This window comes from Arthrobacter sp. GW460-12-1-14-TSB2 (assembly GCF_059423525.1).
In genome coordinates, this window is sequence record NZ_JBWKYC010000001.1 from 70,377 (window position 1) to 95,813 (window position 25,437).

The 25,437-nt window shown below is 66.3% G+C and carries 23 protein-coding genes; 12 read left to right on the forward strand and 11 right to left on the reverse strand.

What is annotated here, in order from left to right; genetic code table 11:
- The first annotated feature begins 153 nt into the window (after positions 1–153).
- From AC07YR_RS00360 to AC07YR_RS00385, 6 genes are all read left to right on the forward strand, one after another.
- Positions 154–618 carry a GatB/YqeY domain-containing protein gene (locus tag AC07YR_RS00360; RefSeq protein ID WP_436057559.1) on the forward strand — a complete coding sequence of 155 codons (465 nt, stop codon included), beginning with the start codon at positions 154–156 and terminating at the stop codon, positions 616–618.
- A 112-nt stretch (positions 619–730) separates the two neighbouring features.
- Entirely contained in the window at positions 731–1,990 is a 1,260-nt protein-coding gene (locus AC07YR_RS00365; protein ID WP_494733016.1) for an MFS transporter, read from the forward strand.
- Complete coding sequence (locus AC07YR_RS00370) at positions 1,987–2,685, forward strand: VOC family protein (protein WP_494732751.1); 699 nt, start codon at positions 1,987–1,989, stop codon at positions 2,683–2,685. Before AC07YR_RS00365 ends, AC07YR_RS00370 begins: the two co-directional genes overlap by 4 nt.
- 93 nt (positions 2,686–2,778) lie before the next feature.
- Positions 2,779–4,620: a gamma-glutamyltransferase gene (gene ggt / locus AC07YR_RS00375; protein WP_494732752.1), complete on the forward strand. Its 1,842-nt coding sequence runs from the start codon at positions 2,779–2,781 to the stop codon at positions 4,618–4,620.
- Positions 4,621–4,893: 273 nt separating this feature from the next.
- The gene (locus AC07YR_RS00380; protein ID WP_028269375.1) at positions 4,894–5,274 is read left to right on the forward strand and encodes a VOC family protein; all 381 of its coding nucleotides are present in this window, start codon (positions 4,894–4,896) and stop codon (positions 5,272–5,274) included.
- A 139-nt stretch (positions 5,275–5,413) separates the two neighbouring features.
- Positions 5,414–6,019, forward strand: a complete 606-nt coding sequence (locus tag AC07YR_RS00385; protein ID WP_494732753.1) for a DUF1326 domain-containing protein — start codon at positions 5,414–5,416, stop codon at positions 6,017–6,019.
- Here AC07YR_RS00385 and AC07YR_RS00390 read toward each other — a convergent pair.
- The 3 genes from AC07YR_RS00390 to AC07YR_RS00400 are packed head-to-tail and all read right to left on the reverse strand — an operon-like array spanning position 6,016 to position 8,041.
- Complete coding sequence (locus AC07YR_RS00390) at positions 6,016–6,732, reverse strand: flavodoxin (protein ID WP_494732754.1); 717 nt, start codon at positions 6,730–6,732, stop codon at positions 6,016–6,018. The genes AC07YR_RS00385 and AC07YR_RS00390 overlap by 4 nt on opposite strands.
- Before the next feature lie 12 nt (positions 6,733–6,744).
- Entirely contained in the window at positions 6,745–7,602 is an 858-nt protein-coding gene (locus tag AC07YR_RS00395; RefSeq protein ID WP_436057564.1) for an aldo/keto reductase, read from the reverse strand.
- Positions 7,603–7,630: 28 nt separating this feature from the next.
- Positions 7,631–8,041: a (R)-mandelonitrile lyase gene (locus tag AC07YR_RS00400; protein ID WP_494732755.1), complete on the reverse strand. Its 411-nt coding sequence runs from the start codon at positions 8,039–8,041 to the stop codon at positions 7,631–7,633.
- 131 nt (positions 8,042–8,172) lie between these two features.
- On the opposite strand from AC07YR_RS00400, the gene AC07YR_RS00405 reads away from it, so the two are divergent.
- Genes AC07YR_RS00405 through AC07YR_RS00415 form a run of 3 tightly spaced genes read left to right on the forward strand, consistent with a single transcriptional unit; the run spans position 8,173 to position 11,667 of the window.
- On the forward strand, positions 8,173–9,057 hold the full coding sequence (locus tag AC07YR_RS00405) for a helix-turn-helix transcriptional regulator (RefSeq protein WP_494732756.1): 885 nt from the start codon (positions 8,173–8,175) through the stop codon (positions 9,055–9,057).
- A 58-nt stretch (positions 9,058–9,115) separates the two neighbouring features.
- Positions 9,116–10,078: a D-2-hydroxyacid dehydrogenase family protein gene (locus AC07YR_RS00410; RefSeq protein WP_494732757.1), complete on the forward strand. Its 963-nt coding sequence runs from the start codon at positions 9,116–9,118 to the stop codon at positions 10,076–10,078.
- On the forward strand, positions 10,078–11,667 hold the full coding sequence (locus AC07YR_RS00415) for an SLC13 family permease (protein WP_494732758.1): 1,590 nt from the start codon (positions 10,078–10,080) through the stop codon (positions 11,665–11,667). Before AC07YR_RS00410 ends, AC07YR_RS00415 begins: the two co-directional genes overlap by 1 nt.
- Before the next feature lie 24 nt (positions 11,668–11,691).
- Here AC07YR_RS00415 and AC07YR_RS00420 read toward each other — a convergent pair whose 3' ends face one another.
- The 4 genes from AC07YR_RS00420 to AC07YR_RS00435 form a co-directional block, all read right to left on the reverse strand.
- Complete coding sequence (locus tag AC07YR_RS00420) at positions 11,692–12,846, reverse strand: glycerate kinase (protein ID WP_494732759.1); 1,155 nt, start codon at positions 12,844–12,846, stop codon at positions 11,692–11,694.
- Between the two features lies 1 nt (position 12,847).
- The gene (gene dctA, locus AC07YR_RS00425; RefSeq protein ID WP_055806109.1) at positions 12,848–14,335 is read right to left on the reverse strand and encodes a C4-dicarboxylate transporter DctA; all 1,488 of its coding nucleotides are present in this window, start codon (positions 14,333–14,335) and stop codon (positions 12,848–12,850) included.
- A gap of 145 nt (positions 14,336–14,480) precedes the next feature.
- Entirely contained in the window at positions 14,481–15,578 is a 1,098-nt protein-coding gene (locus tag AC07YR_RS00430) for a tartrate dehydrogenase (protein ID WP_494732760.1), read from the reverse strand.
- 116 nt (positions 15,579–15,694) lie between these two features.
- Entirely contained in the window at positions 15,695–16,582 is an 888-nt protein-coding gene (locus tag AC07YR_RS00435) for a LysR family transcriptional regulator (protein ID WP_494732761.1), read from the reverse strand.
- A 53-nt stretch (positions 16,583–16,635) separates the two neighbouring features.
- Here AC07YR_RS00435 and AC07YR_RS00440 point away from each other — a divergent pair, with 53 nt between their 5' ends.
- Positions 16,636–17,772: an alanine racemase gene (locus tag AC07YR_RS00440; RefSeq protein WP_494732762.1), complete on the forward strand. Its 1,137-nt coding sequence runs from the start codon at positions 16,636–16,638 to the stop codon at positions 17,770–17,772.
- Here AC07YR_RS00440 and AC07YR_RS00445 read toward each other — a convergent pair.
- Genes AC07YR_RS00445 through AC07YR_RS00455 form a run of 3 tightly spaced genes read right to left on the reverse strand, consistent with a single transcriptional unit; the run spans position 17,759 to position 21,988 of the window.
- Positions 17,759–19,291 (reverse strand): carboxyl transferase domain-containing protein, encoded by a 1,533-nt coding sequence (locus AC07YR_RS00445; protein ID WP_436059320.1) that lies wholly within the window; start codon positions 19,289–19,291, stop codon positions 17,759–17,761. The genes AC07YR_RS00440 and AC07YR_RS00445 overlap by 14 nt on opposite strands.
- A 2-nt stretch (positions 19,292–19,293) precedes the next feature.
- Positions 19,294–20,517 (reverse strand): CaiB/BaiF CoA transferase family protein, encoded by a 1,224-nt coding sequence (locus AC07YR_RS00450; RefSeq protein ID WP_436057574.1) that lies wholly within the window; start codon positions 20,515–20,517, stop codon positions 19,294–19,296.
- Between the two features lie 58 nt (positions 20,518–20,575).
- Complete coding sequence (locus AC07YR_RS00455) at positions 20,576–21,988, reverse strand: SLC13 family permease (protein ID WP_494732763.1); 1,413 nt, start codon at positions 21,986–21,988, stop codon at positions 20,576–20,578.
- Between the two features lie 127 nt (positions 21,989–22,115).
- On the opposite strand from AC07YR_RS00455, the gene AC07YR_RS00460 reads away from it, so the two are divergent.
- Both AC07YR_RS00460 and ribA read left to right on the forward strand, forming a co-directional pair.
- The gene (locus AC07YR_RS00460; protein WP_436057576.1) at positions 22,116–22,823 is read left to right on the forward strand and encodes a FadR/GntR family transcriptional regulator; all 708 of its coding nucleotides are present in this window, start codon (positions 22,116–22,118) and stop codon (positions 22,821–22,823) included.
- 131 nt (positions 22,824–22,954) lie between these two features.
- Complete coding sequence (gene ribA / locus AC07YR_RS00465) at positions 22,955–24,808, forward strand: GTP cyclohydrolase II RibA (protein ID WP_494732764.1); 1,854 nt, start codon at positions 22,955–22,957, stop codon at positions 24,806–24,808.
- An 18-nt stretch (positions 24,809–24,826) separates the two neighbouring features.
- Here the strand turns inward: ribA and AC07YR_RS00470 are convergent, their stop codons facing one another.
- Positions 24,827–25,411 (reverse strand): hypothetical protein, encoded by a 585-nt coding sequence (locus AC07YR_RS00470; RefSeq protein WP_390246748.1) that lies wholly within the window; start codon positions 25,409–25,411, stop codon positions 24,827–24,829.
- Positions 25,412–25,437 lie beyond the last annotated feature (26 nt).

Consider the following 25,437-nt stretch of genomic DNA (forward strand, 5'->3'; position numbering starts at 1 on the left):
GCGCGAAGCCATGTCAGCGAGCCGCAGCTCGAGGAAGCTGCGGCACGTCTGGGCCGTGCCCTGGGGAAGCAGGTGAAGTAGGGCCCCGCAGAACGCAGCGAAGGTGGCGGCGAGCGGGGACAATGGAGGCAAAGCCAACGAAACGAGAACACCATGAGCACGCTCAAAGAACGCCTCCACGGCGACGTTGTGATCCACATGAAAGACCGGAACAAGGTAGCGCTGACCACGGTGCGCAACGTCCTCGGCGAGATCGAGACACGCGAGAAGTCGGGAAAGACCCCGATCGAACTGGACGATGCCCAGGTCACCGGGCTGCTCCAGAAGGAAGCCGCCAAACGCCGCGACACCGCGAAGATCTACACGGAAGCCGGCGAGGCTGAGCGTGCTGCCGCGGAAATCGCCGAGGCCGAGATCATTGAGGCGTACCTGCCTCAAGCCCTGACCCGTGACGAGGTCGAAGCGATTGTGGACGAAGCAATCGCAGCGCTGAAGGCCGACGGCCAGGAACCGTCCATGCGGCAGATGGGCGCCGTGATGAAGCCGGTCACCGCCAAGGTTGCAGGGCGGTATGACGGCAAGACTGTCAGCGAGATCGTCCGGAGCCGCCTCGCCTGATGCAGTAGCGTAGCGTGCCGGGGATCCGCCCGCATTTGCACTGGTGCGCGCACGCTAACCGGACGAGAATGGGCTCGTGCTCCTACCTCGCCCCAGCGGGGACGTCAACGCGATGAGCGCCGGCGCCCAAAAGATTCAGCGCATCTACCTGACGTTGACGCTGGGCAATACCGTTGCTGCGTCGTTTATCTGGGGCATCAACACGCTCTTCCTGCTGGATGCCGGGCTCAGCAACCTCGAGGCCTTTGCCGCCAATGCCTTCTTCACGGTGGGCATGGTGCTGTTCGAGGTGCCCACCGGAGTGGTTGCGGACGGTTGGGGGCGCCGCGTCTCATTCCTCCTCGGCACGGTGACCCTCGCCGTCTCCACCTACTTCTACTATCTGCTCTGGCAGCTGTCGGCTCCTTTCTGGTGGTGGGCTCTGGTGTCGGTCTTGCTCGGCCTGGGTTTCACCTTCTTCTCGGGGGCCGTGGAGGCCTGGCTAGTCGACGCCTTGCGCTTCGAGGGCTACGAAGGAGGCATGGAAGCGGTGCTGGGCCGCGGGGTGATGGTTTCCGGGGTCGCGATGCTCGTCGGCTCGGTCGCCGGAGGCGTCATCGCCCAGGTCACCAACCTTGGCGTCCCGTTCCTGATCCGCGTGGGCGTGCTGTTGGCCATGTTCCTGGTGGCGTTCCGCCTGATGCACGACGTCGGGTTCACGCCCGAGCGCTCGGCCCGCCCGCTGCGGGCCGTCCGCACCGTACTCGCGGCCTCCATCGAGAACGGTTTGAAGAACCCGCCCGTGCGCTACGTGATGCTGGCCGGGCCGTTCAGTGCCGGCGTCGGGATCTATGTGTTCTATGCACTGCAGCCGTACCTGCTGGAGCTCTTCGGGGACCCGCGCGCCTACTCCGTGGCGGGGCTCGCGGCGGCAGTTGTGGCGGGGGCCGAAGTGCTTGGCGGCTGGCTGGCGCCCCGGATCCGGCGCCTTGTCCGCAAGCGCACCACCGTGCTGATCATCAGCGTCGGACTCGCCGCCGTGATTTTGGTGGTGCTCGGGTTCACCAGGGTGTTCTGGGCGGCCCTGGCGCTACTGACCCTCTGGGCAGTAGTGGACGCCGCGGGCGTCCCCGTGCGGCAGGCCTACCTGAACGACATGATCGCCTCGAAGCAGCGGGCAACGGTGCTTAGTTTCGATTCACTCATTGGTTCAAGCGGCGGCGTGGTGGTCCAGCCGCTGCTCGGCCGGGCGGCCGACGCCTATGGATACGCGGCCTCGCTGGCAATCGGCGGCGTGATCCAGCTGATTGCAGTGCCGTTCCTGATAGCGAGCCGCCGGCAGGGATCGCCTGCCGATTCAGCCAACGCCCCCAGCGGTAAAGCTGAGTTGTGAACGCCCGCATCGACCACCTGGTCATCGCCGCAGATTCGCTGGAACAAGGCGCGGCGTGGTGCGTAGCCACGTTCGGCGTCCGGCCCGCGGGCGGCGGCAAGCACGCGTTTATGGGCACGCACAACCAAGTGATGGCCATCAGCAGCGGGAGCTTCCCCGATTGCTACCTCGAGGTCATCGCGATCGATCCCGATGCTCCGGCGCCGGGGAGGGCGCGCTGGTTCGGGTTCGACCACCCGGCACTGCGCGACGCCCTCCGCGACTCACCCCGGCTGGTGCACGCAGTAGCTCGAACACAGAAGATCGAGACGCTATGCCGGGAGCTCAACAGCCTCGCCCTCAACCCGGGCGAGCTGCTCGCAGCACAGCGGGAGACGCCCTATGGATTGTTGAAGTGGCGCATCACGGTCCGCCAGGACGGTCGCCTGGAATGCTCCGGTGCACTGCCCAGTTTGATCCACTGGCAAGGGGAACATCCGTGCGCCCACCTGCCACCAACGGATCTGGCCCTGCGGCAGCTGGCGCTGCGCGGCATCCCGCGGCAGGCGGTCGACGTGCTCCAGCTTCCGGCCGTTGACACTGACCCGATTGACCGGAACGGCCCGCTGGACGCCGTGCAGCAGGCGCCGCTCACCGCGACGCTGGAATCGCCCCGTGGCCGGGTGGTCCTCGACTCGTGGCACATCGGGGGCTGAACGCCGTGCAATCCATTCAGTGTTGAGTGTCACTCCGGGCGGGAGTAACGTGACGATCACCCCACTCCGCACCACCCTGACTCGGGAGTCATCATGCCTAAGGTGAGACGTCGAATTGCCGCCCTCACGGCGGCCCTGGCCATGAGCGTGACGGGCGGCGCCGTCATGAACCCTGCGTTCGCTGATCCGCGGGAAATTAAGAAGGAGCCCACCGCCACCGGCTACGGCGGCGCGGTCAGCACCGTTGACCCGGACGCCTCCGCGGCGGCAATCGAGGTGCTCAGCAAGGGCGGCAATGCCGCGGATGCCGCCGTCGCCGCGGCCGCGACGCTGGGCGTGACCGAGCCCTACAGTGCAGGAATCGGCGGGGGCGGCTACTTCGTCTTCTATGACGCGAAGACGGGTGAAGTAGGCACCATCGACGGCCGGGAAACCGCACCGGCGACGATGCCCAACGACGCGTTCATCGACCCCGCGACCGGCAAGCCTTACCCCTTCACCCCCGAGCTCGTCACCAGCGGCGTCTCCGTCGGAGTCCCCGGCACGCCCGCCACCTGGGAGCGCGCCCTCGAACGCTGGGGCACCCTGGACCTTGGCGACGCTCTCGAGCCGGCCATCGATGTCGCCACCCGCGGCTTCGTGGTGGACGAGACCTTCCGCCAGCAGACCCTCGACAACGAGAAGCGCTTTGCGGCGTTTACGTCCACGAGCAGCCTCTTCCTCCCTGGCGGCGACGCGCCCGCCGTCGGCAGTGTCTTCCAGAACCCGGACCTGGCCGCGACGTATGAGCTCCTTGCGGAGGAGGGCACGGATGGCTTCTACGAAGGCCCGGTGGCGGACGAGATCGTCGCTGCAGTGAAGGCACCGCCGAAGACCGCCACCACGACGCTGCCCGTCCCGGTCGGCCACATGACGACAAAGGACCTGGCCGCCTACGAAGCCCTGGACCAGGATCCTACGCACGTGGAGTACCGGGACCTGGACGTGTACGGCATGGCGCCCTCGAGCAGCGGCGGCACCACCGTGGGCGAGGCGTTGAACATCCTGGAGCCCTTCAACCTTGCGGAGCCGGGCAACGCCAACGGCAAGAATACGGCTGCCCTGCACCACTACCTTGAGGCAAGTGCCCTCGCCTTTGCCGACCGGGCCAAGTACGTGGGCGACCCCGCCTTTGTGGACGTCCCCACCGACGAGCTCACGGACCCGGTGTTCGGCAAGGAGCGCGCGTGCCGGATCAACCCGGCGAAGGCGGCTTTGAAGCCCGTCGACCCGGGGGACATCTCTTCGTACGACGGCGCGTGCCCGGCCGCTGCTGCGGCGCCCGCCGCTGAGACGGATACGGAGAACATCTCCACGACCAACCTGACGGTCGCGGACCAGTGGGGCAACGTGGTGGAATACACTCTCACCATCGAGCAGACCGGGGGATCCGGCATCGTGGTGCCGGGGCGCGGGTTCCTGCTCAACAACGAGCTGACGGACTTCTCCACCGTGTACAAAGAGGACGATCCGAACCGCATCCAGCCGGGGAAGCGGCCCCGTTCCTCGATGTCTCCCACCATCATCCTGAAGGACGGAGATCCGTTCCTGGCGCTCGGTTCGCCCGGCGGATCGACCATCATCACCACCGTCCTGCAGACCATGCTGAACCGGGTGGACCTGGGAATGGACATCTCGAAGGCCATCGCGGCGCCGCGCGCTGCCCAGCGGAACACGGCAAAGGTCACTGCCGAGCCCGGATTTATTGAGGCATACGGTGAGCAGCTAAAAGAGTTCGGCCACGAATTCACGCCATCCGGTGACGCCTTCACGTCGGCAGCGGAAATCGGTGCTGCGACTGCAATCGAGTTCAAGCCGAACGGGCGCATGGTGGCCGCTGCTGAACCGGTGAGGCGCGGCGGCGGCTCCGCGATGGTGGTCCAACCTTCCCGGTGAGTACGGCCGTTCCGGAGGCCGACGACGGGAGTGATGCCCGCCGTCGGCCTCCCTTTTCCTGGCTATATCCGTGAACGCGATCCGAGGCCATAATGGCGGTATGAACGCTGGGATGACCCAGGGCCGGCTGCCTATTTAGCCGCGACGCAGGCCTCCCGGCACCGTCCCGGAGCATTGAATACAGCCGGGAGCCGGCGGGAGCCGGCACAGCCGCCCCGCAGGCACCGCCTTCGGGGCGGGCATCTCGATCGCATCAAACTAGGAGAATTCGACATGCTCAAGGACAGTGAAGTCGCTGCGGTCCTCCCTGCCAAGGACATCGCCCGGGCACGTGACTTCTATCGGGACGTCGTGGGACTGGACGATCCGGAGGTCATGGACGCCGAAAATTTGATGTTCCGCTGCGGCAAGGGAACAGCTTTCCTGCTGTACCAATCCGACAACGCGGGCACCGCAAAGAACACCCAGCTGGGCTGGATGACGGACAACCTCGAAGCCGAGGTCGAAGAGCTGCGGGGCCGCGGAGCCACCTTCGAGGAGTACGACTTCCCGGGCCTGAAGACTGAGAACGGCATCGCTACCTTGCCGACAGGCAAGGGGGCCTGGTTCTTGGATACGGAGGGCAACATTCTCAACATCTTCCAGCGCACATAGTCGAACCTGTGGCCCCCGGCATCACACCCGGGGGCCGCCCGGGGTCTTTGAAGAGTCATCTGAAGCCGTTGACCGTGGTTTTGGGCGGGAGGAGACTTTGTCTTGGGGGGGTAGGTGCCACGTCGAAGGGAGCCGCAAAATGCCGTGGCGTGTAGAGGGTACGTATTTCGAGAACTGCAACTGCGATATGGTCTGCCCGTGCGCGACGTCCGGGCTGACCGCACCGGCCGATAACGAACGTTGCCAGGTGGCCCTGGCCTTCCACGTTGACACCGGTGACGTTAATGGTGTCGACGTCGGTGGCCTCACCGTCTGCGTCGTCGCCGACACACCCGCCCTGATGGGTGGCGGTGGCTGGAAGGTCGGGCTCCTGATGGATGCTGCCGCTTCAGCTGAGCAGGCCGAGGCGCTCGGTGCAGTCTTCGGCGGCCAGCTTGGCGGACCAATGGAGAATCTGGCCGCCCTGATCGGTGAAATGGCTGGCATGGAGTCCTTGGAGATGGCCTACGCCAACGATGGGCGCCGGCATCAGGTCAGGATCGGCAGTGCTGTGGACATGGCGGTCGAGGACTTCGTGTCTCCCATGGACCGTACGGAACTTGGGGTGAAAGTCAGCGGGATCGGATTTCCTGCCGACACCTTGGCAGCCGGCACTGCGAGCACCGGCCGCGTCGATGTATTCGGGATGACCTGGGACAACGCCGGGAAGAATTCGTTCTCGGCCCCCTTCGCATGGTCGGCCTAGGTGCCGGCCCCGGAGCTATCTGACCATGTAAGGAGGCCCGTGGCGTGTAGCCAGGCCTTGATGTCTGTTGCTGCGCCGCGCACTTCCTCGCCTTTCACCGCGAGGCCTTCGGCAATCGTTGCACCCGGGCAGGACTCCCTGTAGTCACGGGGCGCCGTGCCGAGTCCGCTCATGGCATGGGTGGTGACGGGGAAAACAGTCTTGCCGGTGAAGTCGTAGCTTTCGGTGAACGTGGCCATGATCATCGGTGCCCTGACGTTCCAGATCCCGCTGGCCAGGATGACCGAGCCGTACTGGTCGATGGCGGGCAGGGGGTTGGCGATGGCGGGACGGGCGTCCCCATTTTGTTCGCGGACGTTCCGGGCCACGGTGGCGTCGTACCCGTCCGGGTAGGGCTCTGCCGCCTCGATGCGGTGCACGTCGCAGGGAACCAGCGCGCTGATCATGCCGGCGAGCACTTCGGTGTTGCCGACGTCGAGGTTGGTACGGCCTCCGTAGTAGTAGTTCTCGCCTGCCCGGGAGAAGTAAGCCAGCAGTATGCGCCGGCTGCTCTGTGGGGGACCGGCTGGCGCCGGAGAAGGCGTGGAGGCCACGGTGTTGTCTCTTCCTGGTGTGCAGCCTGCTGCTCCAGCAGTCAGCAGGGCACCGGTCAGGCCGGCGGCCGCCCCGCGAAGGGCGGACCGCCGGCTGATGCTCAACAGAGGGGTGGTCAAGGGTGTCCTGCGCTAGCTGTACCGGCGGCCGCCGAGCCAACTGACCATGGCGGGGTCCCGGTGGTCGAAGAAGAGGCTGGCGCCGGTATCCAGGGCGGTGATCCGGCTCATCTGCTCATCGGTAAGGGTGAAGCCGAAGACGTCGAAGTTCTGGGCCATGCGCTCCGGCCGGACGGATTTGGGGATGACGACGACGTCGCGTTGGATGAGCCAGCGCAGCACCACTTGCGCGACGGACTTGCCGTGGTCGGCGGCGACGGCGCTGAGGACAGGATCGGTGAAGAGGTTGTTCCTGCCTTCGGCGAACGGCCCCCAGGATTCGATCTGCACGCCGCGTTCGCGCATCAGCTCCTGATCGGCGGCCCGCTGGTGGAACGGGTGGGTTTCGATCTGGTTCACGGCCGGAACGATCTCGTTGTGGTCGATCAGGTCCACCAGCCGGTCGGAATGGAAATTTGAGACACCAATGGCCCGGGCCAGGCCTTCCTTGTTCAGGTCCTGCATGGCGCGCCATTCGCTGTAGTAGTCCCCAAAGGGCTGGTGGATCAGGTAGAGGTCCAAGTAATCCACGCCCAGCCGATGAAGCGAGTTATCAAAGGAGCGCTTGCTGTCCTCATAGACGCTGCCCGTAGGTGCGTGCTGGATCCAGAGTTTAGTAGTGATGAACAGTTCCTCGCGGGCGATGCCGCTGGCTTTGATGGCAGCTCCGACGGATGCTTCGTTACCGTAGGACGCGGCGGTGTCCAGATGCCGGTATCCGGCGGCCAGGGCCGCTTCGACCGCGGTCTGGGTTTCCTCTTCGGGGATTTGGAAGACACCAAAGCCCAGGATCGGCATTTCGACGCCGTTGTTGAGGGTGACACTTTTCACTGAGATTCCTTAGCGTTGTTCGGTGGAGTTAGCGGGTGTGTTTGGAGTGGGCGGCCTGGTATTCGAGCTCCGTGACGGGTTCCAACCACGTCGCGGTTTGACCGGATTCGTGCTCCACCAGGGCCAGGTGGCACATCAGGCTGTCCTGCGTCGCGCCGTGCCAGTGTTCCTCCCCGGCCGGGGTGTGCACGGTGTCTCCGGCACGCAGGAGGATGACCTCACCGTCTCGGTTCGCCACCAGTCCCGTGCCGTCTGTGCAGTGCAGGGTCTGGCCGACGGGGTGCGAATGCCAGTGTGTGCGGGCTCCGGGAGAAAACCGCACCATGGCCGATCTCAGGCGGGAGGGTTGTTCGCCGGCGTGCAGCGCGTTGAGGTACACGTCGCCGATGAATTTATCGGCGGGCCCCTTGGACGTGGGACCGGGAACTGCGAGATGCACGGTGTGCTCCTTGGATAGGCGTGAAGCTGCTGATTCAAGAAAACCAGTCCCGTTGCCAGGGTGGGAGTCTCTGCTGTGCGGTGTACTGGCAGTTCCTGTTAGGGCGGCCCTTCCCGCCGTAGCGTAGAGGCATGGACACTACGAAAGACGTCCGCGAGTTCCTCAGGAGCCGGCGGTCGCACATCACCCCTGCCCAGGCAGGGCTGCCCGCCTACGGAGGAACCCGGAGGGTGGCCGGACTCAAGCGCGAGGAAGTGGCCATGCTCGCCGGAGTGAGCACCGAGTACTACGCCCGCCTCGAACGCGGAAACCTGCGTGGAGTGTCCGAGTCCGTTCTCGACTCCCTCTCCCGCGCCCTGCAGCTCGACGAGGCGGAGCGCGCCCACCTGTTCGACCTCGCCAAAGCCGCCGCTCCGGCCGCGTCCTCCGGTGTCCGGCGGGCGCGGACTGAACTGCGCCCCAGCATCGGACGGCTCCTGGCCGGGATGACCGGAACACCTGCCTATGTCCGAAATTCCCGCATGGACGTCGTGGCCGCCAACAACCTCTGCTACGCCCTCTACACGGACATCCTCAGCCCCACCACACTGCCGCTGAACCTGGCGCGGTTCATGTTCCTGGACCCGCGTTCCCGCGATTTCTTCGTCGACTGGGAAACCCTCGCCGACGACTTCGCCGCGGCCATGCGCGCCGAATCCGGCCGGAGCCCGCGTGACCGGGCTCTTAACCACCTCATCGGGGACCTCGCCGCCGGCAGCACCGAGTTCTCCACACGATGGGCCCGGCACAACGTCCGCTTCCACCGCACGGCCCGCAAGACCATGCACAACCCGCTGGTCGGCGACATCGAACTCACCGGCGACGCCCTCGAGCTCCCCGGCGAAGGGCTGACACTGATCGCTTACACCGCGGAGGCCGGCAGCCATGCTCAGGATCAACTGGACTTTCTCGCCAGCTGGAGCACCACCAACAGCAACACCAGTGAACCCTCGCCAGCCAAACCGCCGGCCGGATGATCAGAAACGGTAGCCTGACAGCAGTGACTGCACGCTGCCTACACCGAAGGATTCCCCCATGCGCCTCGCCATCCTGGACGATTACCAGTCTGTGGCCCGGGATTACGCGCCGTGGGAGCAGCTTGCCGCCGACGGCGTCAGCGTCACCTTCTTCGACCGGCACCTGAAGGACGACGCCGACGTTGTCGCCAGCCTGCGCGGGTTCGACATCATCATCGCCATGCGGGAACGGACCGCCTTCGGTCGTGATCGGCTGGCGCAACTATCCGGACTCAAACTGCTGGTGACCACCGGGATGGCCAATCAGTCCATTGACGTTCCGGCGGCGGAGGAGCTGGGCATTGCCGTGTGCGGGACCGGCGGCTCTCCCACCGCGGCCCCGGAACTGACGTGGGGCCTGTTGCTCGCGCTTGCCCGCAGCATACCGTTTGAGGACCGGCGCCTGCGGGACGGTCACTGGCAGTCCACCGTCGGTTTTGAGCTCGCAGGCAAGACCCTGGGGGTTCTGGGCCTGGGCAAGATCGGTCGCCGCGTCGCCGCCTATGGACAGGCATTCGGCATGGACGTCATCGCTTGGAGCCCCAACCTCACGGCCGACGCGGCCGCCGAGGCGGGAGCCAGGAGGGTCAGCAAAGACGCACTTTTCCGGGAGGCGGATGTGGTGTCGGTGCATGTGCGGCTTTCGGAACGCTCGCGCGGCGTCGTCGGGGAAGAGGAACTCCGTCTCCTGGGGGCCCGGGGCGTGCTGGTCAACACCTCCCGCGGGCCCCTGGTCGACGAAGACGCCCTCATCCGGGGACTGCACGAAGGCTGGCTCGCCGGAGCGGCCCTTGATGTCTACGACCTCGAACCGCTGCCCGCGGACCACCGGCTCCTATCCGCACCACGGACTGTCCTGACGCCGCATTTGGGCTACGTCACGGAGCAAAGCTACCGGGAGTTCTACGGCGGCGCGTTCGAAGACGTCAAGGCGTGGCTCCGGGGGAGCCCCGCCCGGCTGCTTACTGCCCTGCACCGCTGATGACCGAACGAACCGACGTCCGCGCCGCCCTGCTCGGCGGAAAGACGTTCCGAAGCCTAAGCGAGCAGAAGCTTTCCCCAAAGGAAGAGAAGTTTGAGCGGGCACGGCAAACCCTGGGATTCTTCCTCGCCCCTGCTGCCGCGATCACCTTCGCGATCCTTCCCATGACGATGGACCGGACACAGCAGCTTCTGGCTGCGGTTCTGCTCGGTGTGATCGTCCTCTGGATCTGTGAACCCGTCCCCATCCCGGTGGGAGGTCTGCTGGGAGTGGCCGCCGTGGTGATACTCGGCGTTGCTCCGGCTGCTGAAGTCCTGGCCCCGTTCGGTTCGACGACGATCTTCACCTTCATCGGTGCGTTCATCCTCGCCCAGGCGATGCTCAAACACGGCATCGCGCAGCGGCTTGCCTTCGCTGTGCTCTCCCTTCCCGGCGTGGCCACGTCCACCTACCGCGTGATCATCGCCTTCGGGGTCATCACCTGCCTGCTGTCGGCGTTCGTGTCCAACACGGCGACTGTCGCAATGCTGATGCCCACGGCCCTCGGCATCCTCGCGGTCATCGGCCAACTGATGCAGGACCGCGGCATCGTCAGCGCGGACTTTGATCCGCTGCGCCTGCGGGTCGGTGCGGCATTGATGCTGATGCTGGCCTACGGCGCCAGCGTCGGGGGCCTGCTCACACCGGTCGGTTCGCCGCCCAACCTCATCGGCCGGGGACTCATCGAGGAGGCCACCGGGGAACGCATTTCCTTCGCCCAGTGGACTGCCGCCGCGGCCCCGCTCTGCCTGGCCATGTTCGTGGTCCTGGCCCTGGTCATGTTCCTGCTCAACAGGCCAGAGGTCCGCCGCATCGAGGGCGTCGAGGAGTACATCCGCGAACAGCGGACCGCCCACGGCAGGAATTCCAGGGCTGAAGTAAACACCCTGATCGCCTTCGGTTTCACGGTCTCGCTCTGGCTGCTTCCGGCCGCAGCCGGGCTTGTCACAGGGACGGACTCCGATATCTACGTTCTGCTGGACGACCGGCTGGACGAAGGCATAGTGGCCGTTCTGGGGGCGTCCCTGCTCTTCATCCTGCCCACGAACTGGAAAGAACGCCGGGCCACGCTTAACTGGTCGGACGCCGCCCGGATCGACTGGGGCACCATCATCCTCTTCGGCACCGGCATCATTTTCGGCTCGCTCCTCGCCGCCACCGGGCTGGCGGAGACCATCGGCACCGCAGCCTCCCGGAACCTGAACGTCACCAACGTGGTCGCGGTTACGGCCTTCTCCGCCGTTTTGGCCGTCCTCATTTCGGAGACGACCAGCAACACAGCATCCGCGGCGGTGGTGGTGCCCATCGTCATTCCGTTGTGCACCGCCATGGGGCTCGATCCGTTCGTGCCTGCACTGGCCGCCACCTTCGCCGCCTCCTTCGGATTTATGCTGCCTGTCTCAACACCGCAAAACGCGATCGTCTACGGTTCCGGCGCGGTGCCCATCATCAGGATGATCCGCACGGGGCTGGTCTTCGACGTCGCTGGAGCGCTCCTCATCATCGGCATCGTCCCGGTGATGGTGGCCATCACCGGGATCGGCCGGTAACCCGCCGCACCGGTCGGAACGGCGTTACAGCAGCGTCGCGCCGATGTCCTGTCCGATCCGGCGGAGCAGCGCTGCCGAAAGCCCGGGGTCCTTCGAAGAGTCCTGGTCGGTGTAGTCGGCCAGCGTGTAGACCCGGGCCAGGGCCAATTCCGGCCACCGCTCCGGCGGGAGGAGCGAGCGTCCTGCGACGGCGATGATCGGCCGGGTTCCCGAGCGGCGGGCGACGGCGGCGGGCAGCTTCCCGGCCAGGGTCTGTTCGTCGATGCTTCCCTCGCCGGTGATGACGACGTCGCAGTGCTCCTTGCGGGAGTTGAAGTCCAGCAGATCCAGGAAGTAGTCCGCCCCGGACACCTGCTTTGCTCCCAGAAGCAGGCAGGCGTAGCCGATTCCTCCGGCACTTCCGGCCCCTTCATGCGTGGCCTGGGACGCGGCGTCCTCGAATCCGGCGTCGGCCATCTTGCGGACGAAGTGCGCCAGGCCCTTGTCGAGCAAAGCGACGTCGTCAGGTCCGGCACCCTTCTGGGGGCCGAAGACTGCCGGCGCGCCCTGGGCGCCGAGCAACGGATTGTGGACATCGCTGGCGACGATGAGCTCGGTGTCCGCCAGTTCGGGGAGTGCGGTCCGGTGGACGGAATGGATGCGGTCCAGCGCCCGGCCGCTGCCGTAAAGCAGCCGGCCCTCCGCGTCACGGAAGCTGAATCCGAGGGCAGTGAGCATTCCCATGCCGCCGTCGGTGCTGGCGCTGCCGCCCAGGGCCAGCACGATTCTGGCCGGGTTCAGGCTGAGGGCAAACAGGATTGCTTCGCCGAAGCCCCTGCTGGAAGCATCCAGCGGCTCCAGCCTGCCGTCGGGCAGGAGCCCGAGGCCGCAGGTGTTGGCGACCTCGACGACGGCGGTGACGCCGTCGAACGCGATGCTGGCCGGAACGTGCTGGCCGGTGGGCCCCGCCACCGTGTACTGGCGCCGGGTGAAGCCGGAGGCGACGGCGGCGTCAACACTGCCGTCACCTCCGTCAGCCAGCGGGAGCAGGTCGCAGTGGACCGTCCCGGCCCCCGCCCCGGCCGAGGCACGTAGCCCGGCCGCCAGGGCGTCGGCCACCTCGCCGGCAGTGAGGCTGCCTTTGAACTTGTCGGGAGCGATAAGCGTTCGCACGGTCTTCGGGGCGGTTGCGTTGGTCATGTCAGATGGATTCCGAGTAGGCGGGACGGCGGTCGGCAGCATTCACGTCGGCGGCGTTCACGTCGCCAGTGTGCCTGGGCGCATGGTGGCCGTATTCGGTGAGGTCGTCGTCGAGGTCCGTGACTTCATCGAGGTGGATGGGGTCCTCGGCGGGCATAGGCTCAACGGTTTCGCCGGCGAAGACCCGGCGGGCGCGGTCCGCATCCAGGGTACGGTCCCACCAGGCGATGAAGAGGGTGGCGACGGCGTTGCCGGTGAAGTTCACGAGGGCCCGGCATTCGGACATGAACTTGTCGATGCCGAAGATGAGCATGATGCCGGCCGCCGGGATGGTGCCGATGGTGGTGAGGGTGGCGGTCAGGGCGATGAAGCCGCCACCGGCGACGCCCGCCGCGCCCTTGGAGGTCAGCAGCATGACTGCAAGGAGCCCGAGCTGCTGGCCGATGGTCAGGTCGGTGTTGGTGGCCTGGGCGATGTAGAGGGCGGCGAGGGAGAGGTAGATCGCGGCGCCGTCGAGGTTGAAGCTGTAGCCGGTGGGGACAACCAGCCCGACCGTTTCCTTCTTGACGCCGGCGTGCTCGAGCTTGCGCATCAGTCCCGGGAGGGCCGGTTCGGCGGTGGAGGTGCCCAGGATGAGCATGTATTCCTCTTTGAGGTGGCGGATCATCGTGAAGATGTTCAGCTTCAGGAAGGCCATGACGGATCCCAGAATCACGACCACGAAAAGGATGGACGTGACGTAGAAGAGGGCGATCAGGCCGCCCATGCTGGTCAGGGAGGAGACGCCGTACTTACCCACGGCGTAGGCCATCGCACCGAAGGCTCCGATCGGGGCGGCTTTCATGATGAAGCCCAGGATCTTGAACATGACCCCGGTCAGGCGCTGCACGCCGTCCAGGACCGGGGCGCCGACCTTGCCCATGGCGTTCAGGGCGATGCCGAAGACGACGGCGATGAAGATGATCTGGAGGATGTCGCCTTCAACGAAGGGCCCGATGATGCTGTTGGGAATGATGTGGGTGAGGAACTGCCACCATTCCTGGTGGGCGCCGGCGTCGATGAGTTTGGCTGCGGAGTCCGAGGTCTTGATGCTGCTGGCGTCCGCGTTGACGCCGTCGCCGAGCCGGAAGATGTTGATGGCGACCAGGCCGAAGATCATCGCGAAGATGGTGCCGACCTGGAAGTACGTGAGGGCCTTCAGCCCTGTCATGCCGACTTTTTTGAGGTCCGCGACGCTGGCGATGCCGCCGACGATGGTCAGGAACACGATCGGGCCGATGAGCATCTTCATCGAGTTCACGAAGGTGGTGCCGATGGGTTCCATGGCGATGCCGACGGTGGGTGCGAGCCAGCCGACGAGGATGCCGATGAGGATGGCTGTCAGTACCCAGAAGTACAGCTGCCGGTACCAGCGGGTCTTTTGTGGCTTTTCCTTCGCTGACTGCTTCTTGGCTGGGGCCGCAGCGCCGGCGGTGGTGATGTGTTCCATGATTCCTACCTCGTTGTGGAATGTAGCTGGAGGGTGCTTGATGTTGGGGGGCACGACGGAATGGACGGCGGCGGTGTGTTGAACCGCCGTCCATTCCGGGCCGTGTTTGACCGCCGGGACTGGGCCGGCTGGTCGCGCGTTCTGGCTAGACGGCAGCCAGGGTGTGGGTGAGGGCTTCGATGATTGCCTCGGTGACGTCGTCGGTGTTGGCGTCGCCGCCGACGTCGCGGGTCAGGTGTCCGGCGGCCGTGGTCTGCTCAATGGCGGCTTCGACCAAACGGGCTTCCTCGTGCAGGCCGAAGTGGTCCAGCATCAGGGCAGCGCTGGCGATTGCGCCGATCGGGTTGCTGATGCCCTTGCCGGCGATGTCCGGTGCGGAACCGTGGACCGGTTCGAACATGGACGGGAAGCGGCGCTCCGGGTTCAGGTTCGCGCTGGCCGCCAGTCCCAGGCTGCCCGCGAGTGCCGAGCCGAGATCCGAGAGGATGTCAGCGTTCAGGTTCGATGCGACCACGACGGAGAGGTCCTCGGGGTGCAGGATGAACTTGGCGCTCATGGCATCGACCAGTACGCTTTCGGTGGCCACGTCCGGGTAGTCCAGGGCCACGCGCTGGAAGGTTTCGTCCCAGAGGACCATGCCGTACTGCTGTGCATTGGACTTGGTTACAGAGGAGACCTTCTTGACCGTGCGGGTCCGGGCGAGGTCAAAGGCGAAGCGCATGATGCGCTCGCAGCCCTTTTCGGTGAACAGGGCAGTCTGCAGGGCCACCTCGTTGCCGGGGCCGCGGCCGCTGAGGTTGCGTCCGCCGAGGCCGGCGTATTCGCCTTCGCTGTTCTCGCGGACGACGATCCAGTCGAGTTCGGTGTTGTCGGCCTTGCGGAGCGGGGACTGGATGCCCGGCAGGAACTTCACCGGGCGGACGTTGGCCCACTGGTCAAAGTTCTGGGTGATGTTCAGGCGCAGGCCCCAGAGGCTGATGTGGTCCGGAACGTTCTCCCAACCCACGGCGCCGAAGTAGATGGCATCGAAGTCCTTGAGGGCTTCCAGGCCTTTAGGGTCCATCATCTGGCCGGTCTTTTCGTAGTAGCCGCAGCCCCAGGGGAACTCGGTCCATTCGAAAGCGAACTTGCCGTTGGAGCTGGCTGCCAGGGCGTCCAGGACGCGGCGGCCGGCGGAGACAACTTCCTTGCCGACTCCGTCTGCGGGGATTGAAGCGATGCTGAATTTCTGGGTGGCGCTCATGTGCCTACCTCCTCGTTGAGTCTGTTAGCAGCGTCACACTGCCTTCCTCTTCAAGTAGAAGGCCTGGGCACATTGGGCGTCCAAGACCAAGATTCGATACGGCAAATAGGCTCAGCCTATTGATCGGCGTGCAACTCCGCGACCTTCAGGAAAGCGCGGGCGGCGGGCGTCAGGTCTTCCTTCCGGCTCAGGATGGCAACATCGAGGTGGGAGACAGGCTCGATGAGCAGGGTCCGCAGTCCGGCCTTGTGGGCCGTCGGCGCCCAGGACGAGGGCATCACCGCATGGCCCACTCCGGCAAGTACCAGCGGCAGGATCGAGGTCCGATGGGCCACCTCGACGACGATCTCCACGTTAACGCCTTGCGCCAGCGCGTCGTCCACCAGCCAGCGCATCAGCGATCCGCGCTGGCTGGCGATCAGGCGGTGCCCGCCCAGGTCCTCCCGCTGGATCGCCGTTCCCGGGTTGAACGTGTCGGCCTGCGGGTTCACGATCAGGATCAGGGGCTGGCGTTCGAGCTCCAGGACCTGCACCCCCGGGACCCGGATGGGCGTTGAGGAACCGGCCAGTCCGATTTCGGTGCTGCCGGTTCGGACCGATTCGATGACTTCCTCGGGTGTGAACGCGGCGCTGACGTTGAGCCGGACGGAGGGGTGCAGCCGGGTAAAGCCGGCGATCATCGAGGTCAGGGGCTCGATGCCGGGGGAGGGCATGGTGATGATGTCCAGCCTGCCGCTGCGCACGCCCCGCAACGCTTGCACCGCGGACTGGGCGGCATCGAGGTCCCGCATTACCAGGCGTGCCGGTCCGACAAGTTCCTTGCCGGCCTCGCTGAGCACCGCCCTGCGGCCGATCCGGTGGAAGAGCGGCACGCCGAGGTCCTTCTCCAGTCCCGCGATGGTCTGGGACAGCGAGGGCTGGGCGATCAGGAGGTGCTCTGCGGCCCGGTTGAAACCATCATGGTCAACAACGGCCAGGAAATACTTCAGCTTTCGTGTGTCCACTCCGGCCCTTTCGCGAATTTGGTCCTGACAGCCTACGCCCGTGACAATCGACCATGCCCTATCCGCAGCTCAGGCTCAATGCCGGTGCCCTCGAAAACAATATCCGTGTCATGGCGTCCTGGTGCCGGGAACACCAGGTCGATCTTGCACCGCACGTCAAGACAACCATGTCCGCGCCGATCATCAGCCGCCAGGTGGCGGCCGGAGCAGTCGGCGTTACGGTTGCCACCGTGGACCAGGTGGCTGCCGCCCTGGGCTGGGGGCACCAACATGTCCTCATCGCCAATGAGGTGGTAGACCGGGACGGCCTCACACGCATCCGGACCTGGCTGGACGAGGATTCCGCGCGTGAGATCCGCTGCTTCGTGGACTCCGAGGCGGGCATCAACGCCGCGGCACAGGTGTTCACCGCCGATGGCGGCGTTCCGTTGGAGGTGATGCTCGACGTCGGGACTCCCGGCGGGCGCACGGGGGTCCGCACCCTTCAGGAGGCTGTCCGCCTCGCCGGGCTGGTCCGCGCCGCGGCCGGCCTGAGGCTCGTTGGAGTGGCCGGCTACGAGGGCGTGGTGCCCAACAGTCGTGCGGAGGACACCGTCACGGCGGTTGACCGGCACTGCAGGCTCGTACGGCAGGTGTTCCTGGAAGTCGCCCCGTTCTTCGAAACGTCCGCCCCCGTCTACTCCATGGGTGGATCGGCATTTCCGGACCGTGTGGTGGAATTCCTCCCGGACGCCGGCCAGGTGCCCGGAACAGGGCGGATCCTCCGGTCGGGCTGCTACGTCACCCACGATCACGGCACCTACGCCGGTGTCAGCCCGGTGCCGGGACTGATGCCCGCGCTGACCGTCCGCGCCGTGGTGCTCTCCACCCCCGAGGAGGGGATCGCCGTCGTCGGGTCCGGCAAACGGGACCTGCCGTACGACGCCGGGCTGCCGGTGGTCCTGGCTGTCCAAACCGCTGACGGTGCCCCGAAGGACGGGGCAACCGCTGTGGTGCGCAACCTCTACGACCACCACGCAGTCCTCACTGGCGTGACGGGCCTGGACGTCACGGACCTGGTGGACTTCGGCATCTCCCATCCCTGCTCCGCCTTCGACCGCTGGCCCGAATACGTCGTCACCGACGGAGACGGACGGGACATCGATGTGTGGCAGACCGATTTCCACCGGTCGGGAATCACCCGGCGATGATGCTGCCCAGGTTCCGGTACTTTGCCTGCCGCCGCGTCAGCAGCTCGCCGATCCCGGTGGCCGACAAGGTGGCGAGCTCGTATTCGATGGCCTGTCCCATGCGCTGGCAGAATGCTCGTGCTTCCGAGGCCGCGTCCCCGTGTGCTGCGTTGCCGCGTTCGTCCACGATGTGTTCCACCAGGGCGTTGGTGTAGAGGGCTGCAACGTTGACGCCCTGCGCTGCGGACATGGCCGGGGCGAAATCGGTGCTCCGATGGACGATGGCGCTGGCGCCTTCGGGCGGCAGCGGGGACAGCCACGCGTGCTGGGCGGCGATGGTGCGGTCTGCGGGCAGAAGTGCCAACGCCCCGCCTCCCGCCCCTTGGCCGAGCAGGACTGAAACGGTGGGGGAGTTCAGCCCGATCATGTCATGCAGTGACCGGGCAATCTCCCCGGCCAGCCCGCCTTCCTCGGCCTCCTTCGACAGCGCCGCGCCGCCTGTGTCAATGACTGTCAACAGCGGCAGCCCCAGTTCCTCGGCCAGGCGCATGCCGCGGCGGGCTTCCCGGAGCGACGCCGGTCCCATCGCCGTCTGCCGGGAGGGCCTGGGCCGGGTGTGGCCGATGACCACGCAGGATTCCTGGCCGAATCGCGCCAGGGCAAGCTGCAGCCCGGGGTCCTTTTCCCCCTGCCCGGTGCCGTTGAGGGGCAGCACATCGCGGGCGCCGTAGGCGAGCAACTGGCGGAGGTCCGGGCGGCGCGGGTTCCGGGAGATTTCGATCGATTCCCAGGCACCGGCGTCGGACGCTTTGACGGCGAGCGTGCGGGGCGGCGCAGGCCGCGGGTGCGCGCCCGGGACCACCATGCTCAGGGCGCGGTCCACGACGTCGGACAGTTGCCAGGGCGGGACCACCGCATCGACCAGGCCCTTGTCGAACAGGTTCTCGGCCACCTGGACGTTCTCCGGAAACGGCGCACCGTAGAGGGCCTCATAGACCCGCGGCCCGAGGAAGCCGAGCAGGGCCCCGGGCTCGGCCACGGTAATGTGGCCGAGCGATCCCCAGGACGCCATGACCCCTCCCGTGGTTGGGTGCCGCAGGTACACGAGGTAGGGCAGCCCGGCCTGGCGGTGGGCGCGGACGGCCGCGCTGATTTTCACCATGGACAGGAAGGCGATGGTGCCTTCCTGCATGCGCGTGCCGCCGGACGCAGGTCCCGCCAGAAGCGGCAGTCCCTCACGCGTGGCCCGTTCGACGGCGGTGACGATGCGTTCAGCGGCGGCGAGGCCGATGGAACCGGCGAGGAATCGGAACTCGCTGACGATCACGGCTACGCGCCGGCCCCGGATGCGGCCTTCGCCGGTGAGGACAGACTCGTCCACGCCTGTCTTGGCGCGGGCAGCTGCCAGTTCCTCCCGGTACTCGGGGCCGGGATCGGGGTCAACAACCGGCGCGTCCCAGCTCCGGTAGGAACCCGCGTCCAGCACGGCCGCGATGAGTCCGGCGGCGTCCAGGTGCCTGGCTTTCTGTTCTGTCAGCATGGTCACCGCCCCTCCTGCTTCGCGCCGGCGGCCAGTCCCAGCCACTGCCGGATCTGATCGCCGTCCTGGTCGAGCAGCGGCGGGGCCGTGTGGGTAGTGAGGGTCGTTTCAGCGGTGTCGGCAGCGCTGAAGAACCGCAGCGGCGGACCGGGCAGGCTTACGGTGCCCAGGAGCTTGTGCTCGACGTCGATCACCAGACCCTGCGAATGGACCTGCTCCCAGGCGTAGACCTCGTCCAGGGTGCGGACCTTGCCGGCCGGGATGCCGGCGTCGTTGAGTTTGCTGAGCAGCTCCTCGGCCCCGTAATCGGAGAACGCGTTCTCCACTTCCTCGATGACCTTCTCGCGGTTGCGCACCCGGTCCGCGTTGCTGGCGAACTCGGGCCGCGAGCCGTCGATTCCGAAGGTGGAAGCGAACGTGTTCCACAGCTTTTCGCTGCCCACGCTGATCTGGACGCGGCCCTGCCGGCAGTGGAACAGTCCGTAGGGGGCGATGGAGGGGTGGTGGTTGCCCTGGGCCTTCGGAATTTCACCGGCGACTGTAGCCCTGGTGCCTTGGAAGGCGTGCACCCCGATAAGGGCCGCGAGCAGTGAGGTGCGCACGATCTGTCCCTGCCCGGTCCGTTCGCGCTGCAGCAAGGCGGCCAGGGTGCCGAACGCGCCGTACATGCCGGACAGGAGATCAGCGATCGGAACGCCCACCCGCTGGGGGTCGTCCGGTCCGGAGCCGGTGAGGGACATCAGCCCGGTCTCGCCCTGCAGGATCTGGTCGTAGCCGCTGCGCCGGGATTCCGGCCCGTCATGCCCGAAGCCGGTGATGGACAGGATCACCAGTGCCGGGTTCAGGGCGTGCATTTCCGCGGCGGAGAAGCCCAGCCGGTCCAGCACGCCGGGGCGGAAGTTCTCGATGACGACGTCGGCGCGTTCCAGCAGTTCGCGCAGCACTGTCCGCCCGTCGTCGTTCTTCAGGTCCAGGGCGATGGACTCCTTGTTGCGGTTGCAGGACAGGAAGTACGTCGCCTGCGGGTCGTCGTCGGGACCTACAAAGGGGGGACCCCAGCCGCGGGTGTCATCTCCGGTGCCGGGGTTTTCCACCTTGATGACCCGGGCGCCGAGGTCAGCCAGCATCATGCCTGCGTGCGGGCCCGCCAAGGCTCGGCTCAGGTCCACCACGAGGTAGCCCGCCAGGGGCCCGTCGGTCCGGGGCGTGGATTCAGTGCTCTGCATGGGGTTCCTTCTGTTGCTCATGGATATCTGGGTTGAGGCCTGCTGGATGTCCGGGCGATTACAGCCAGCCCGGGACCACCATCACCAGCCAGGCGATGGCGGGTCCCGCCACGACGACGATCCCGCTGTAGGCCAGGATCTGCTTGTAGAACTTGTCCTTGTCCACGTCTTCGGGCGCGTTGGCCAGCACCAGTGCGCCGTTCGTGGAGAACGGGGAGACGTCAACGATCGTGGATGCCACGGCGAGGGCGGCAATGACCCCGACGGCGCCGATCTCCCCGGAAGCCAGGAACGGCACTGCGAGGGGAATGAGGGCCGCCAGGATGGCGGTGGACGAGGCGAAGGCCGAGACCACGGCGCCGATGTAGCAGATCAGCAGGGCCGCAAGCAGCGGCATGCCCAGCTGGGCCACGCCGTCGGACACGAATTTGATGGTGCCGGCTTCCTCCAGGACCCCCACGAAGGTGAGCATGCCGCAGAGGAGCAGGACAGTGGACCAGCTGATCTTGTTGACGGCGCCTTTCTGGGCGGCCGGGGAGACCAAGGCCAGGACCATGGCGATGGTGATGGAGACGAAGCCGACGTCCACCTTGAACCCCAGCGAAACCACGGCCAGGGCGATCAGGCCAAGAATGGTGACCAGCTGTGGAACGGAGGCGCGGGGAGTGCCGGCCAGCTCTGCCCCGGCCCCGGGCGAACCGTCTTTGCTGCCTTCCGGCGAGCTGCCTGATGTGCCCTTCGAGGCGACGCGGGCGGAGGAAATGTCGGTGCCCGAGCCCTGCAGGGTCACGCCGGCGGTCCGGGCTCCCACGCTCATGGCCATGCGCTTTTCGGCAGCCTGCTCCACGAACCGGCTTCCTGCGGAGGACCCGATCCTGTTTCCGCCGAGAACGAGGAACAGCACCAGTGCAATAGCCAGGTTGAAGACGAAGCTCGCCAGGAAGATTGCCATGGGGCTGGCTTCCAGTTCCGTCTTGGCAATGATGCCGTTGACGGTGACACCGTAGACGGCGATGGGGGAGAAGCCGCCGGCCTGTGCCCCGTGGATCACCATCATGCCCATCATGAGCGGGTTGATCTTGTGCCTGGCCGCGAAGCTGAGCGCGATCGGGGCGATGATGGCGACGGCGGCGGGCGAGAGCGCGCCCACAGCCGTGATGACGGCGGTGATGGCGAACATGATCCACGGGATCAGGGCCACCTTGCTGCCAACCAGCCGCACGGCGCCCCGGACCATGAGATCGATGGTGCCGTTGTTCTGCGCGATGGCGAACAGGTACGTGACCCCGACGATGGTCAGGAAAAGCCCTCCGGGAAAGTTGGCGAGGATGTCGTTCGTGGACATCCCCAGGACAACCGAGCCCAGCAGGAATGCCCCGACAAACGCCAGGGCGCCCATGTTGAGCGGGAGCACCGTGGCTAGCAGGAACATCACCGCCAGGATGATGATGGACAGGATAGGAGCGGACATCGTTGTTCCTCCGGATCGTTCGTTGGGGATTTAATTGGCTTAGTGGCCTAGCCTCCTAGACACTAGGTGTCTCTGTCAATAGTTCTCCGGTAGTCTTGGGGTTGAGGACCATGCCGAAAGGACGCAGATGGCAAAGCAGGCGGCAGCGCAACAGATTTCCCGCGTTTCGCGGCCCAGGCTCTATGAGCAGCTCGTGGAGCAACTCATGGACTTCATTGAGGCGGCCCAGCTGGGCCCGGGTGACACCCTTCCAGCAGAGCGCGAACTGGCCGAGCGGCTGGGGGTATCCCGCGCAACGCTGGCGCAGGCCCTGGTGGCGCTTGAGGTGCTCGGAGTAATCGATGTCCAGCACGGCACCGGGGCGGTGCTGGTCTACCGCCCCAACGTCCCGTCCGTCATCAAGGGGCTGCGCGAACACCGTAACCGGCTGCCCGAGATCGTGGAGGCGCGAAGCACGCTCGAGGTCAAGCTGGCCGAACTGGCAGCGGCCAGGCGCAGCGACGCCGACATGAAGGCCATCGACAAGGCGCTCGACGTCATGGCCGAGGAGGTTGCCTCGGGTGGACGGGGTGCGCACGGCGACGAGCTCTTCCACCAGGCCGTGACGGCCGCCGCGCACTCCGCAGTGCTGGGGCAGTTGATGACCTTCATCGCCGGAATGGTGCTCGAAACGCGGCTCGAGTCGCTCGGGCAACCTGGCCGCCCGGAGCAGTCCCTCGCGTCGCACCGCAAGATTGCCGACGCCATCAGAGCCCAGGACTCCGCCGCGGCTTCCAGCGCTATGCTCGAGCACATCGACCTCGTCTCCGATGTGGCGCTGCTGAAGAACTCCTAAATCGCCCCCGCAGCAAGGCGTGGCAGGATGGCTTCGGCCAGGGTGCGACACTTGCAGGTTCAACTAACCGCCTGTACGGTTAACTTCAACCTTCAAGTAATTTGTACCCTTATCGAATGCTGAGGCACCAGATGACCATTGTGTCCGAGACCCTCATGCCGGCGGATACGGCACCATCCGCGGCTGCCGTGCGCAGCAGGGTCACAGTCCCGTTGCGCTTTCCCGATGGCTACACGGCCACGGCCGAGGTACTGACGTTCCACGGGCTGGCCGACGGCAAGGAACACCTGCTGCTGGCCCTGGGCGCGTGGGAGCAGGCGCTGCTGGATCCGGAAAAGCTGGACCCGGCGTTGCCGGATGCGGGGCCGCTGGTCCGGCTGCACAGCGAATGCCTGACCGGTGACGTGTTCGGCAGCCAGCGCTGTGACTGCGGTCCGCAGCTGCGGGAGGCGGTGGAAAAGATCAGCGCCACCGGCGGGTTCCTCCTGTACCTCCGTCAGGAAGGGCGCGGCATCGGCCTGTACTCCAAGCTTGACGCCTACGCCCTGCAGGATACCGGCCTGGACACTTACGAAGCCAACGTGGCGCTGGGGCACGGCGAGGACGAGCGCGACTACACCGCTGCCGCCCAGATGCTGGGTGCCCTCGGCGCCACCACCGTCCGTTTGCTCACGAACAACCCGGACAAGGCCGCACAGCTCACCGCCCTGGGCATCGGCGTTACTGAGCAGGTTCCCACCGAGGTCCACCTTTCACCGGCCAATCACGCGTATCTGGCCGCCAAACGGGACCACACCGCGCACACCCTCGACCTCGCGCAGCCAGCCGTTCCCAGCCACGACGAAATGCTGGCCCGTGTTGATGCGCTGATTCCCCGCCTGCGGGAGCGCGCTGAGGAAACCGAGCGAATCCGCCGCATACCTGAATCCACGATGGAGGATTTGAGGGAGGCTGGCGTCTTCCGCGTGCTCTCGCCGAAGGCTGTCGGGGGATTCGGCATGGGAGTGGAGACGTACGTCGAGGTTGTGCGCCGGCTCGGGCGTGGATGCCCCTCCACGGCATGGACGGTGGGGCACCTGATTGAGCACGTCTGGATGCTCGCCCGCTGGCCCCGCAAGGTTCAGGACGAGGTCTTCGCCGACGGAGCGGAGCCTCTGGCTGCCGCGACCGGCGCTCCGGTGGGGCGGGCCACCAAAGTTCCCGGGGGCTACTCCATCTCGGGCCGTTGGACCTTTGCCTCGGGAGTCATGCACTCGGAGTGGGTCCTCCTGGCTGTGCAGCACGGGGACGTCCGCCTGCAGTGCCTCGTGCCGATTTCCGACGTCGAACTGCTTGACGTGTGGCACACGGCAGGGTTGAGGGGAACCGGCAGCAACGACGTCCGGGCAGAGGAGCTTTTCGTGCCGGCCTACCGGACGCTTGACTGGGCCCTTCTGGGTGCGGCGGACAATCCGGGCAGCCGGATCCATCCGGACCCGATCATCCACACCCCCATGGCGACGCTTCTGAACCTGGTGGCGCCCGCCGCCGCCCTGGGAGCTGCCGAGCACGCCGTCGAAATGTTCCGTGAGCGGGTTCTGGTACGCAGGGTCAAGAACACGCTGGAGGACCGTCAGGCGGATTCCCCCCTCGCGCAGGCCCGGTTCTCGCACGCCTACGGGCTCGTTGCCACGGCCCGCCTGCAGTGGGAGGAAGCGATCCGGGTGGTCACTGCCTCGTATCAGCGACGGCCCATGACAATGACGGACCACGAGCGGGCAGCCTACCGCCTCGCGCTCGGCCTCAGCGGGACGGCGTCTGCCGAAGCGGTTCGCGTCATCATGGCGGGATCGGGTGGAAGCGCGCACCGACTTTCAAATCCGCTCCAGCGGATCCAGCGCGACGTCGACGTTCTGCTCAACCATCCGACGTTGACCCTGGACCCGATCCTTGAGCAGGCGGGCCGCGGCCTGCTGGGCCTCGGGATTACTGTTCCGTCGTTCTAGCTATTGAAGGTCGCCCCGCTACTGCCCCACGACGGGGAGCAGCTGACGGTTCCTGATCCGTGACTCGCCGAACTGGAGCGCCAGCGGTTCGACTTCCCACGACCTGCCGCTCCGCGCCCTCGGGCTGCCGACGGCAACGTGCGGTGTCCAGTGCGGAGACCGGAAGCCGAGGGCGCGGGAGCTGAGGATGAAGTCATCGACGTTGTCCACCAGCAGCCCGTCCAGCAGGTCATGGAGGGCCTGGACGAGTGAAATCTGGTAGTCGTGGACCCGCTCCGGGACGTCGACTTCAAGACATGACACGCTGCCGCCGCCCAGCACGATCAGCCGTTCGGTGCTGCACGAAAAACCTTCCAGCACAGGCAGGCCGTGCAGCCAGGCAACCGTGCTGCGGGCGGCGGCCGACGCGCTGGTGATACCCCTGGTCCACTCCGAGACATCCTGGCAGAAGTCATCGAGCACTCCGAGGTGCAGCAGGGTCATGTGCAGTCCCCGCGGCCGGCGCAGGGCGCGGACATAGCGGCCGAGTCCCTCGTAGTCCGAGGGGCCGGAACCGACGCTGACCACCGGCGCCTCCACCGTGATGCGTGCAACCGGGTACATTCCGGCCCCCTCCTGACCGCGCTAAC